Here is a 12888-nt window from a genome sequence, read left to right on the forward strand (position 1 = left end):
GACAAAGCAAAACGCGAAAGAAGGAATTAGAAAATGCGTCACGCACGTGGTTACCGTCGCCTGAACCGTACTCATGAGCACCGTAAAGCTCTGTTTGCAAACATGGCTGGCTCGCTCATCGAACATGAGCAAATCAAAACAACTCTGCCCAAGGCAAAAGAACTGCGCCCGATCATCGAAAAGCTGGTCACTCTGGGCAAGCGTGGCGACCTGCACGCCCGCCGTCAGGCTGCATCGCAGCTGAAAGAAGACAAAGATGTCGCCAAGCTGTTCGAAGTTCTGGGCCCCCGCTACGCCGAGCGTCAGGGCGGTTACGTCCGCATCCTGAAAGCAGGCTTCCGCTATGGCGACATGGCTCCGATGGCGATCATCGAATTCGTTGATCGTGACGTTGACGCCAAAGGCGCGGCTGACAAGGCCCGCGTTGCCGCCGAAGAGGCAGCAGACGAAGAATAAGAAAGTCATTCTTTCTGACTTGAGCCCCTGCGTTTCAGACGCGGGGGCTTTTCTTTTGCGATCAGCCGGTGTCGCAATCAGGTTATTTTCGACGAATTCTGGTGATGAAACCAAGCCTGCCTTGTTCCACTCTGAAAAACAGCTGAGGAGGTTGGATCATGACAGTGCTTTCCGAGATACCCGCGCAATTAACCGGTCCTTCGGTTTGGACTGGGGCCGAGATGCGCGCGCGTCAGGCAGACTGGATTGTGGACCTGACGCCGGATGATGTTGCCGATCTTGAGCAGGCGGCACACCACTACCTGTCTCTTGGGCGTGACATCGGCCAAATGACGAAGGCTGATTTTCCACTAAAGCACTTCGACCAACATCTGGCTTACCTGCGCGACAAGTTGATCAATGGCATTGGGTTCGAAGTCCTGCGCGGTCTGCCAACCGGGACCTATACGCAGGAAATGGCAGCCGCGATTTTCTGTGGCGTCGGGGCGCATCTGGGGTCGGCCCGTTCTCAGAATGCACAGGGACATATCCTCGGGCATGTCCGCGACATTGGCGCGGATGCAAACGATCCTAATACCCGTATCTACCAGACCCATGAGCGCCAGACCTTCCATACTGACAGCGCCGATATCGTTGGCCTGTTATGCCTGCGTGATGCCAAAGAAGGTGGTGACTCGCTGCTGGTGAGTGCAGAAGCGATCTATAACCGGATGCGGGCTGAATGCCCCAACCTGCTGGAATGCTTGTTCGATCCTGTCGCAACCGATCGGCGCGGAGAAGTCCCTGAAGGGATGGAGCCGTTCATGACCATCCCGCCCTTCACATGGCATAATGGCAAGCTGACGGTGTTTTATCAGAGACAGTATATCGACAGCGCGCAGCGCTTTCCGGAAGCAATGCGGTTGAGCGATGATCACGTTGCGGCCTTGGATACATTTGATGCCCTTGCCAATGACCCCGAGATGCATCTGACCATGCGGTTGCAGCCCGGCGATATGCAATTTGTTTATAACCACTCTCAGCTACATGATCGCACAGGGTTTACGGACTGGCCCGATCCCACTCAGCGCCGCCACTTGTTCCGCCTCTGGCTGTCGCCCGAAGGCGACCGGGAACTGCCCGAAGTGTTCACGCAACGCTACGGCACGATTGAGGTTGGAAATCGGGGTGGGATCATAACCAAAGGAACCCAGCTACACGCGCCGTTGGACTGAGACGACACCTGTCAGGGTATGCTTGCATTATCGCCTGCATAGACGCATATCCAACGCAGTCTTGCAGGTAGAGGTAAAGATGGTTCGTGCGTCCCTTCTGGCTTTTGTCATGATCAGCGCGTCGGTCGCGTCCGCTGAGACACGCGTGCCGACATCGCAGGCGGAAATCTCATTGGGGTTTGCGCCGGTTGTGAAGCAAGCATCGCCCGCTGTGGTTAATATTTACGCCAAGATCGTCAGAGAGGGGCGGGTCAATCCGTTGTTTTCTGACCCGTTCTTTCAGGATTTCTTTGGCCGGGGTTTCAACCAGCCGCAGCAGCGTGTGCAGAATTCATTGGGATCGGGGGTGGTCCTGTCTGAAGACGGTTATGTGGTCTCGAACTACCATGTCGTCGGGACCGCCACTGAAATCCGGGTGGTGACGACGGATCGGCGCGAATACTCGGCAGAGGTCGTGCTGGGCGACAAGGAAAGCGATATTGCGATCCTGAGGCTGGAAGAAGCGCAGGACTTGCCATTTCTGAAGCTGCGCGACTCTGATCATGTTGAAGTGGGCGAGCTTGCCCTGGCCATCGGCAACCCTTTTGGAGTTGGGCAGACAGTGTCGTCAGGCATCATCTCGGGGCTGGCGCGCACCGGGACGGCGACGGGTAATGCGCGGGGATATTTCATTCAGACGGATGCGGCGATCAACCCGGGTAATTCCGGGGGCGCCCTCATCGATGTGAATGGGGATTTGATCGGCATCAATACTTCAATCCTGACCCGTTCAGGCGGATCAAACGGGATCGGCTTTGCGATCCCGGCAAATCTGGTGGCCGAGTTTTTGCGGCAAGCGCAGGGCGGTAATGACAGTTTCATCAGCCCCTGGGCCGGGATTTCCGGCCAGCACATGAGCGCAGATATTGCCGAGTCGCTGGGTCTGACATTCCCCATGGGCGTGGTGGTTTCTGATATTCATCCGCTAAGCCCGCTGGGCGAGGCCGGGTTGCGCGTGGGTGATGTGGTGACACATGTGGACGGGGATGAAGTGAACTCACCCGCCGAAATGAAATTCCGCATGTCTGTGGCAGGGGTCGGCGGGACGTCCGTGCTGACCCGTCTGCGCGGCGATCAGAGAGATGACGTCAGCGTGGAGCTGGTCAAGGCGCCGGATACGCCTGCCGCGGACGAAACGACTCTGACCGACCGTACGGTGATGCCGGGTCTGACCGTATCGCGCATCAATCCCGCAGTGATTACGCGGTTGCGGCTGCCCTTGTCTGTGGACGGTGTTGTGGTTGTCGATGCCGGTCGCTATGGCGGACGCTCGGGCCTGCGGGTCGGAGATGTGCTGAGCCGTATCAACGACACCGATATCGCCGCCCCCGATGATGTGATCGAAGCGCTCACCAATCCGGGCCGCCGTCTGCAGTTCGAGCTGCAGCGGGACGGGCGCACCGTGTCCCTGCGGTTCCGGTTGTAAAACTTGGCGGATCTGTTTGATACCGGTTCTTCTGAACCTGCCGCGTCTCCGCACCGTCCGCTGGCCGATCGGTTGCGCCCGCATGCGTTGGCCGAGGTGATCGGGCAGGAACAGGTCCTGGGCCCGGATGCCCCGTTGGGGGTCATGCTGGCTTCGGGCAGTCTTTCCAGCCTGATATTCTGGGGCCCGCCAGGGGTTGGTAAAACCACCATCGCGCGTTTGCTGGCGCAAGAGACGGATCTGCATTTTGTTCAGATCAGTGCCATCTTCACCGGCGTGCCTGATCTGAAGAAAGTCTTTGAGGCCGCGAAAATCCGGCGTCAGAACGGGCAGGGTACGCTGCTGTTCGTCGACGAGATCCACCGGTTCAACAAGGCACAACAGGACGGGTTTCTGCCGCATATGGAAGACGGCACCATCCTGCTGGTGGGTGCCACGACCGAGAACCCCTCGTTCGAGTTGAACGCCGCTGTGCTTAGCCGGGCGCAAGTGCTGGTGCTGGAGCGGCTCAGCCTTGCCGATCTCGAACGGCTGACCCAACGCGCTGAGAAAGAGCTGGGCCGCGCCTTGCCTCTGACCGGACAGGCGCGCGAGGCATTGCAGGAGATGGCGGATGGCGACGGTCGGGCGCTGTTGAACCTGATCGAGCAGGTGGCGGCCTGGACGGTCGATGCGCCTTTGGACCCCGACGCACTGTCGACAAGGCTGATGCGGCGCGCGGCGAAATATGACAAGTCGGGGGATGAGCATTACAACCTGATCTCGGCCCTGCACAAATCGGTGCGCGGTTCGGACCCGGACGCGGCGCTGTACTGGTTCGCGCGGATGCTGACCGGGGGCGAAGACCCACGCTATCTGGCGCGTCGGATCACCCGTATGGCCGTCGAAGATATCGGGCTGGCTGACCCGCAGGCACAGGCGATCTGCCTGCAATCGTGGGAGACCTACGAACGGCTTGGCAGTCCCGAGGGTGAACTGGCACTGGCACAGGCGCTGGTCTATCTGGCCCTGGCCCCAAAATCGAACGGAACCTATGTGGGTTATAAGGCGGCGATGAATCTGGCCAAGCAATCGGGCAGCGAGCCACCGCCCAAACATATCCTGAACGCGCCGACGTCGTTGATGAAGGATCAGGGCTATGGCGCAGGCTATGCCTATGATCATGATGCCGAAGACGGGTTTTCGGGGCAGAACTATTTCCCCGACGGTATGGAACGACCCGCGCTCTATCAGCCAGTCGAACGCGGGTTCGAGCGTGAGTTGAAAAAGCGGTTGGATTATTTCGCGAAGCTACGGGCGCAGCGGAACACGTGATAGGCTCGGCTTGACTCTTCGCGCGAGGCGCGCGACAGACGCGCATGTTTTCTAAGACACTGAAACGGGTAAATTCCGGGCGGATCGACCGCGCGGGGCAAGGGGCAATGGCATGAGTGGCGTGCAGATGATCACAGTCGCAGAGGGCGATGGCGACCAGCGGTTGGATCGTTGGCTGCGCCGCCTGTTCCCGCATGTCAGTCAGGGCCGGATCGAGAAGATGTGCCGCAGGGGCGAGCTGCGGGTTGATGGCGGGCGCGTCAAGGCCTCGACCCGGCTTGAGGTTGGGCAGTCGGTGCGTGTGCCACCGCTGCCGGATGCCGATCATAAGCCGGCCGAGGTGCGGCGCAGCATCTCGGATGCGGATGTGAAGATGATCCAGTCCTGCGTGATCTACAAGGACGACCACGTTCTGGCGCTCAACAAGCCGCATGGCCTGCCGGTGCAGGGTGGAAGTGGTCAAACCCGCCACGTCGATAGTCTGTCCGAGGCGCTGCGCTTTGGCTATGATGAGGACCCGCGCCTTGTGCACCGGCTGGACAAGGACACGTCCGGAGTTCTGCTGATGGCCCGCACGCGTGAGGCCGCCAAGGGGCTGACGGCGGCGTTCCGGCATCGCAACACGCGCAAGATCTATTGGGCGTTGGTGGCCGGCGTGCCGACGCCTTATCTGGGCGAGATCAAGACCGGGCTGGTCAAGGCCCCCGGCCATGGCAAGCAGGGTGAAAGCGAGAAGATGATCGCCGTGCATCCGAGCGAAGTGAACGATACGCCCGGCGCAAAGCGTGCGCATACGCTCTATGCAACGCTTTATCGTGTGGCAGGGCGCGCGGCCTGGGTGGCGATGGAGCCGGTCACAGGCCGTACCCATCAGTTGCGCGCGCATATGGCGGCCATCGGACATCCGATCATCGGCGATGGTAAATATGGCGGCTCGGGGCAGGAGAACCTGGGCGATGGCTGGGGCGCGCAGTTGGGTGGCATCATCAGCAAAAAGCTGCATCTTCACGCCCGCAGCCTGTCCTTTGAACATCCGATGACGCGCAAACCCATCTCGCTTTCGGCGCCGCTGCCTGATCATATGAAGCACAGCTGGGATACGCTGGGCTGGACAGAAGACCTTGCGGCGGATGATCCGTTCGAGGAACTGCGATGAGCGCGCCTCTGCGGCTGGTTCTGTTCGATGTGGATGGCACGCTGGTCGACAGTCAGGGGGCGATCGTTTCGGCGATGACCGCCAGTTTTCAAGCGCTTTCGCTGCCTGTTCCGGATCGGTTGGCAATTCTGTCCATTGTAGGTTTGTCGCTGCCACATGCTATGGCACGCCTTGCACCGGATCAGTCGGTGAATGTGCAAGATCGATTGGTCGAGGGCTACAAGCAAGCCTATCACGCGCAGCGTTTGGAACAGGGTGCTGCCAGCTCACCACTCTATCCCGGTGCCCGCGAGGTGATCGAGGAACTGCATGAGCGTGACGAAATCCTGCTGGGTGTTGCCACTGGCAAATCCCAACGCGGTCTCGATGCGTTGCTAGAGGCGCACGGGCTTGAGCGCTATTTCGTCACGCGGCAGGTGGCAGACCATCACCCTTCAAAGCCGCACCCTTCGATGATTGAAACTGCTCTTGTGGAAACCGGCGTCGCGCAACAACAGGCGGCGATGATTGGCGATACCAGCTTCGATATGGAGATGGCCGCAGTCGCGCAGATCGCGGGTATCGGGGTCAGTTGGGGTTATCACGATCAATCCGCGTTGCGCGCCGCGCACACCGTGATCGACAGTTTTGAGCAATTGCCAGACGCACTGGCCAGAATCTGGGGCATTTAAGATGAGCGACTGGAAACCCAAACGCTTCTGGACTTCAAGCACGGTCGTGGAGGCCGAAGATGGCCATACGGTCGAGTTGGATGGCCGCCGGGTAAAAACACCCGCCAAGGCAGCTCTGGTGCTGCCCACCCGCGCAATGGCTGAGGCCGTTGCCGCCGAATGGGATGCGCAGGAAAACGAGGTCGATCCGAGCACGATGCCATTCACCCGCTCGGCCAACGCGGCCATTGATAAGGTACGTCATCAGCATGCCGAAGTTGCCGACATGCTTGCGGATTACGGCGATTCGGACTTGCTGTGCTATCGCGCAACCCATCCCGAAACGCTCCAGACGCGGCAGGCCGAGGCATGGGATCCAGCGCTTGACTGGGCGGCTGAGGCGCTGGGGGTGCGGCTGGTTCCACTGGCCGGTGTGGTGCATCAACCGCAGAATACCGCTGCTTTGGAGGCACTGCGCGCGCGGGTTCACGGTCTCAATCCGTTCCAGTTGGCTGCGCTTCACGATCTCGTGAGCCTGTCAGGTTCGTTGATTCTTGGTTTTGCCGCCGCTCAGAATTGGCGCAAACCGGACGAGATATGGCGCATTTCGAGGCTTGATGAACTGTGGCAGATCGAACAGTGGGGGCATGACGAGGAAGCGGACGCCGCCGCCCGGATCAAAGAGGCCGCCTTTTTGCACGCAAAACGCTTCTTTGATCTCTCTTCCTGAGACTTGATTGGCAAAAATAGCCTTTTTGAGCGCAATTTCTGCAACATCGACCTATCGATTTCGCTGATCCGGCCCTTGACGTTTGTTGATGAATACGCCCAAACTTGGGCCACTAAAGGGGAGACACCTTTTGGGTAACCTTTCTGGCGCGCCTGCGCCGGATCGAACCGTCCCTGAAAGGGATGGAAAATCAGGAAGAGGTAAAAATGAAAAAATCCGTAATCTTGGGCGTGGCGACTATTGCCGGCCTGGCCGCTGGCGCAGCTGCGGCAGGGACCGTTGACGATGTCAAAGCACGCGGCAAGCTGAACTGCGGTGTGACCACCGGTCTGGTCGGCTTCGCTGCACCCGACGCAAATGGCGAATGGCAGGGTTTTGACGTCTCGCTGTGCCGTGCCGTTGCCGCTGCTGTTCTGGGCGATGCAAACGCTGTTGAATTCGTTCCGACCACCGGTAAGACCCGCTTTACCGCTCTGGCTTCGGGCGAGATCGATATGCTGGCCCGTAACACCACCTGGACCTTCAGCCGCGACGTCGACCTGAAGTTCGAATTCGTTGGTGTGAACTACTATGACGGTCAGGGCTTCATGGTTCCCAAGGCACTGGGCGTGAGCTCGGCCAAGGAACTGGACGGCGCAACCGTCTGCATCCAGACCGGCACCACCACCGAGCTGAACCTGGCGGATTTCTTCCGCTCGAACAACATCAGCTATGAGCCGGTTCCGATCGAAACCAACGCTGAAGCGCAGCAGCAGTACCTGGCTGGCGCATGTGACGTCTACACCACCGACGCATCGGGCCTGGCCGCAACCCGCGCCACGTTCGAAAACCCCGGTGATCACGTCCTTCTGCCCGAAATCATCTCGAAAGAGCCGCTGGGCCCGCTGGTCCGTCACGGCGATCACGAGTGGGGCGACGTTGTCCGTTGGACCCTGAACGCGCTGGTCTCGGCTGAAGAGCTGGGCGTGACCTCGGCCAATATCGATGAGATGAAAGCCGGCACCGACAACCCCGAAGTGAACCGTCTGCTGGGTACCGAAGGCACCCTGGGCGAGATGCTGGGTCTGGACGCCGACTGGGCGGCCAAGGCAATCAAAGCCGGTGGTAACTACGGCGAAGTCTTTGCCAAGAACATCGGTGAAGAAACCCCGATCGGTCTGGCACGCGGCCTGAACGCACAGTGGACCGACGGCGGCCTGCTGTACTCGCCGCCGTTCCGCTAAGACATTCGAAGGAGAGGGCGCGGGGCAACCTGCGCCCTCTTCTCATCAAAATGCTGCGGACAGCTAATGAGCAGGGAAAACCCTGCCGATAAAGAAGAGTCCGCAAGCCACGGGGATCCCAAAATATGTCGACTATGACTGACCCACCGAAAGCTGATTTTCGGTTGTCGATGCTCATAAACGATACCCGCTATCGCTCTCTTACCTTTCAGGTGATCGCGGCCGTCGTTATTGCGCTTTCCATCTGGTATCTTGGCAACAACCTGATCCAGAACCTCCGGGCCGCAGGGCTCAATATTTCCTACTCATTTCTGGGCGACCCTTCGGGGTACGACATCAACCAGCGCCTGATCGAATATGACAGCCAGTCCTCGCATGGACGCGCCGCTGTTGTCGGTATCCTCAACACTCTGCTGGTTGCATTCCTGGCCTGTATCACCGCCACTGTTTTCGGTGTGATCGCGGGCGTGTTGCGTCTGTCGAACAACTGGCTCGTCTCAAAGCTGATGGCGGTCTATGTCGAGATATTCCGGAACATTCCGGTCCTGATCTGGATCATCATTATCTTCACCATCATGACGGCTGTGCTGCCGGGGCCCAGGGCGTTCCGTGGTGACAACCCGACCTCCAGCATGTTGTTCGATCTGTTCGCCTTTACCAATCGTGGGGTCTATATTCCGCGACCCGAATTCGCGAATGGCTTGTTCAGCGTTAACATTCTGAACTGGCTTCTGGTCATTGCCGTGTTGGTCGGCTCATGGTTTGCAACGCGTGAAATCGAAAAACGCGCGACCCTGAAACAAGAACAGACTGGTGATCGCCCCAAGACCGGCATGGTGAAGCTGGCCGTCTGGCTGGTTCCGTTGGCCATCCTGATGGTGATCATGGGTCTGACCTGGGATGTGCCCGCGCTGAAAGGTTTCAACTTCAGCGGTGGCATCAAGATCGGTGGGCCGCTGATTGCCTTGTGGTTTGCGCTTTCGATCTACACCGGTGCGTTTATCGCGGAAAACGTGCGCGCGGGTATTCAGGCGATCAGCAAAGGTCAGACCGAGGCCGCGGCCGCTTTGGGTCTGCGCCCGGGTCGGATCATGAACCTTGTGATCCTGCCGCAGGCGCTGCGGGTAATCATCCCGCCTCTGATTTCGCAATATCTGAACATCACCAAGAACTCCTCTCTGGCGATTGCCGTGGGTTACGCGGATATCACTGCGACTCTTGGCGGTATCACGCTGAACCAGACCGGGCGTGCGATCGAGTGTGTTCTGCTGTTGATGCTGTTCTACCTGACAGCCTCGCTGCTGATCTCGATGGCGATGAACATCTACAACGCATCCGTCAAGTTGAAGGAGCGCTGAGCCATGGCTGATCAAACAACAAACCCGATCGCCTTTGTGGCCGAAGGCACCATCCCTCCGTCGCCTCCGCCGGCGAACCAGACGGGTATCGTAAAATGGCTGCGCGAGAACCTCTTCTCGGGCGTGTCCAACACGATCCTGACGGTTCTGTCGCTGATGCTGATCTATGTGCTTCTGAAGAATACGTTGCCATGGATTATGAACGGTGTCTGGAACGCGAACTCGCTGGCGGAATGCCGCGAGATCCTTGCTGGTAAAACAGGCGCGTGCTTCGCGGTTCTGACCGAACGCTGGCCTCAGCTTATCTACGGGTTCAAGTATCCTGACGATGCGTATTGGCGGCCTAATCTGGCCTTTGTACTGATGCTTGCAGCTGTTGCGCCGGTCCTGTTCTTTGACCTTCCGCGCAAGCTACTGATCTTTACAGCCCTCTATCCCTTTATCGCTTTCTGGCTGATTTGGGGTGGCACGATCTTGGTACCCTTCGTGGCCCTACTTGGCTGCGTTGCGGCGGGTGCGGTCTTTCAGAAGCTCGGGAAGAACAGCTTTGCCGCTGGATTCTTCGGGGCCATTATCGTTGCTTTGGTTGTCTGGAAGCTTGGCGGTGCGTTGATCCCAGAAGATGCGTCCGAGGGGGCATGGCTTTCAGCTGTTCCCAGCCGCGATCTGGGGGGCTTCATGCTCAACATGATGCTGGGCTTGGCCTGCGTTTCGTTGTCTGTCCCGTTGGGGATTGCACTTGCGCTGGGCCGTCAGTCGAACATGCCGCTGATCAAGTGGGTCTGCGTTATCTTCATCGAATTCATCCGTGGCGTGCCTCTGATCACGCTGCTGTTCGTGGCTTCGGTGATGTTGTCGTATTTCTTCCCGCCTGACAGCACGGTCGACCTGTTCCTGCGCGTTGTGATCATGATCACCATGTTCTCAGCCGCCTATATCGCCGAGGTGATCCGCGGCGGTCTGGCAGCGCTTCCGCGCGGACAGTACGAGGCAGCAGACAGTCTGGGTCTGGATTACCCGCAGGCGATGCGGCTGATCATTCTGCCGCAGGCTCTGAAGATCTCGATCCCCGGGATCGTGAACGTGGCCGTGGGCCTGTTCAAGGACACCACACTGGTTTCGGTCATTTCGATGTTCGATCTGGTGGGCATGATCCGGGGTCCCATCCTGGCGTCGACCGAATGGAACGGCGTCTATTGGGAGCTTCTGGGCTTTGCCGCGCTTCTGTTCTTCGTCGTCTGTTACGGCATCTCTCAATATTCCCAGTGGCTCGAGCGTCGCCTTGCCACGGATCATCGTTAAGGAGTTCAACACATGTCTGAACTTGCAGTAGAACGCGAAATCGACCGCTCCAAGATGCAGGTGAGCGACGAGGTCGCCATCGAAATCAACGGCATGAACAAGTGGTACGGGTCCTTCCACGTGCTGCGCGACATCAATCTGACCGTCAATCAGGGCGAGCGGATTGTTATCGCTGGGCCGTCAGGGTCGGGCAAATCCACCCTGATCCGCTGCCTGAACGCGCTGGAAGAACACCAGCAGGGTACGATCGTCGTCGATGGGACCGAGCTGTCGAATGACCTCAAGAACATCGACAAAATCCGGTCCGAGGTTGGCATGGTGTTCCAGCACTTCAACCTGTTCCCGCATCTGACCATTCTGGAAAACTGCACGCTGGCCCCGATCTGGGTGCGCAAGACGCCCAAGAAAGAGGCCGAAGAGCGCGCGATGCATTTTCTTGAAAAGGTGAAGATTCCGGATCAGGCGCTGAAATATCCCGGCCAGCTTTCGGGTGGTCAGCAGCAACGTGTGGCGATCGCGCGCTCGCTCTGCATGATGCCGCGGATAATGTTGTTTGATGAACCGACATCGGCGCTGGACCCGGAGATGATCAAAGAGGTGCTCGACACCATGATCGAACTGGCCGAAGAAGGCATGACCATGCTCTGTGTGACCCACGAGATGGGCTTTGCCCGTCAGGTCGCCAACCGCGTGATCTTTATGGATGCCGGTCAGATCGTGGAACAGAACGAACCCGAAGAGTTCTTCAACAACCCGCAAAGCGAGCGGACCAAGCTGTTCCTCAGCCAGATTCTGGGACACTGATCCAAGCGAAGCGATTGAAAAGGCGGGGTTTTGACCCCGCCTTTTTTCATTCCATCAACTCGTGCGGAATGACAAATCTTTCTACTGCGCCACTGTGCCAAGTCACGTTCGGCCAGCTCTGAGCTTCAAACCGGATCACGGTCGTCGCACAAGTCGGGTAGTCGTAAAATCTGAGATGATCCGGCGCTTGCCGTACAATCCTTTTAGCAAAATCCCCGATACCGGGGTTGTGCCCGATCATCAGAACCGTTCGTCCTCGGGCTCCGTTCAAAACGGAGAGCATATTATCTGACCCCGCATGGTAGAGGCCTTGGGTGAACTCCACACTGGCGGCCTCAAGCCCCATCCTGTCCCAGGTTTCGTGCGTACGCGCAGAACTCGAACTGATCACCTCATCCGGCAACCAGCCATTCTTGCGAAGCCATCCGCCAATTGCTGCCGCTGATTTGCGTCCGCGGTTATTCAGCGGGCGATCATGATCGTTCAGGAACGGGTCGTCCCAACTCGATTTGGCATGGCGTGTTAGGATCAGTTTGCGGGTCATGAGGGATGAAATGCCCTCATATGGTGTGCAGACTGTTCCGGATCGCGCTTTGCGCCCGCGCTGAGCGGGCAAGCCAGTCGTGCAAGGCATCCTCCGGTCATGCAGGTCTGCCCTTCGTCTGTGTTCAGATGATCATGGCAGGCCGTAACATTATAGAAACTATGAGGATTGAGCGCGCCAACCGGGCACGTTGTGGTGCAGGGCGCGGGGCAAGTGGTACAGGGCGAGGCGGAAATAACTTCAGGGATCGCAAATTCTTCTGGGAAGTGTAGTGCCCCTCGGTACGAGATCAGCATCCCGACTGTATCGTGCACCAGCGCTCCGACCGGGCTGCTGAAGGTGCGACCGGATTTGAGCGCCCAGTCGATGAAAGGCGCATAAGGCGGGCCGCCGAATGGGAAGTGAGCTTCAGCGCCAAGTTCCTGCGCCATCTGGCCAACAACGCGGGTTGACCACCGATCCACCGGATCTGTGTGTTGCCACTCAGGGGCGGCTTTCAGTACTGGCCAGAAGGCGCCGGCAGTCCCCAGCAATATCAGTGTGCCGGTCTCCAGCTGTTTGGTTTCAGTCACGCGGGGGTGCAAAGCGCCCATGATGATGAGGCCTGCAGCCTCAGCAGCTTGCGCGACGCGCGTGAATTCTGGGCAGATATCTGAAGAGGTGTCTGATTTG

Annotated in this window: 13 protein-coding genes; 11 read left to right on the forward strand and 2 right to left on the reverse strand. The window is 58.6% G+C overall.

All coding sequences use genetic code 11. The annotated features are described in order from the left end of the window. Window positions 1-33: 33 nt before the first annotated feature. The 11 genes from rplQ to ACR0IV_RS21470 all read left to right on the forward strand — a co-directional run bounded on the left by rplQ (window position 34) and on the right by ACR0IV_RS21470 (window position 11672). Complete coding sequence (rplQ, locus tag ACR0IV_RS21420) at window positions 34-456, forward strand: 50S ribosomal protein L17 (protein ID WP_170613748.1); 423 nt, start codon at window positions 34-36, stop codon at window positions 454-456. Between the two features lie 158 nt (window positions 457-614). Continuing rightward, window positions 615-1670: a TauD/TfdA family dioxygenase gene (locus ACR0IV_RS21425; RefSeq protein WP_480471840.1), complete on the forward strand. Its 1056-nt coding sequence runs from the start codon at window positions 615-617 to the stop codon at window positions 1668-1670. Window positions 1671-1749: 79 nt separating this feature from the next. After that, window positions 1750-3135, forward strand: coding sequence for a trypsin-like peptidase domain-containing protein (locus ACR0IV_RS21430; RefSeq protein WP_480661049.1), 1386 nt, complete (start codon window positions 1750-1752; stop codon window positions 3133-3135). Window positions 3136-3138: 3 nt separating this feature from the next. Beyond that, on the forward strand, window positions 3139-4449 hold the full coding sequence (locus ACR0IV_RS21435) for a replication-associated recombination protein A (RefSeq protein WP_480661047.1): 1311 nt from the start codon (window positions 3139-3141) through the stop codon (window positions 4447-4449). Window positions 4450-4561: 112 nt separating this feature from the next. Further along, window positions 4562-5605, forward strand: coding sequence for an RluA family pseudouridine synthase (locus ACR0IV_RS21440; protein WP_480661045.1), 1044 nt, complete (start codon window positions 4562-4564; stop codon window positions 5603-5605). Beyond that, the gene (locus tag ACR0IV_RS21445; RefSeq protein ID WP_480471844.1) at window positions 5602-6276 is read left to right on the forward strand and encodes an HAD-IA family hydrolase; all 675 of its coding nucleotides are present in this window, start codon (window positions 5602-5604) and stop codon (window positions 6274-6276) included. Before ACR0IV_RS21440 ends, ACR0IV_RS21445 begins: the two co-directional genes overlap by 4 nt. Window position 6277: 1 nt before the next feature. Further along, a complete protein-coding gene (locus ACR0IV_RS21450) occupies window positions 6278-6985 on the forward strand; it encodes an ATP12 family chaperone protein (protein WP_480661043.1) in 708 nt (235 codons plus the stop codon). A gap of 206 nt (window positions 6986-7191) precedes the next feature. Beyond that, a complete protein-coding gene (locus ACR0IV_RS21455; RefSeq protein ID WP_480471846.1) occupies window positions 7192-8208 on the forward strand; it encodes an amino acid ABC transporter substrate-binding protein in 1017 nt (338 codons plus the stop codon). A 125-nt stretch (window positions 8209-8333) separates the two neighbouring features. After that, window positions 8334-9566, forward strand: coding sequence for an amino acid ABC transporter permease (locus ACR0IV_RS21460; RefSeq protein WP_480471847.1), 1233 nt, complete (start codon window positions 8334-8336; stop codon window positions 9564-9566). A 3-nt stretch (window positions 9567-9569) separates the two neighbouring features. Continuing rightward, entirely contained in the window at window positions 9570-10868 is a 1299-nt protein-coding gene (locus ACR0IV_RS21465; RefSeq protein ID WP_480471848.1) for an amino acid ABC transporter permease, read from the forward strand. Between the two features lie 12 nt (window positions 10869-10880). After that, window positions 10881-11672, forward strand: coding sequence for an amino acid ABC transporter ATP-binding protein (locus tag ACR0IV_RS21470; protein WP_269149813.1), 792 nt, complete (start codon window positions 10881-10883; stop codon window positions 11670-11672). Window positions 11673-11718: 46 nt separating this feature from the next. On the opposite strand, the gene ACR0IV_RS21475 is transcribed toward ACR0IV_RS21470, so the two are convergent. Then, window positions 11719-12216: a SixA phosphatase family protein gene (locus ACR0IV_RS21475; protein ID WP_480661039.1), complete on the reverse strand. Its 498-nt coding sequence runs from the start codon at window positions 12214-12216 to the stop codon at window positions 11719-11721. After that, window positions 12213-12866, reverse strand: a complete 654-nt coding sequence (locus ACR0IV_RS21480; protein WP_480734439.1) for a ferredoxin — start codon at window positions 12864-12866, stop codon at window positions 12213-12215. The genes ACR0IV_RS21475 and ACR0IV_RS21480 overlap by 4 nt, the downstream gene beginning before the upstream one ends. Window positions 12867-12888: the final 22 nt, after the last annotated feature.

Source organism: Ruegeria sp. C2, from assembly GCF_056537765.1.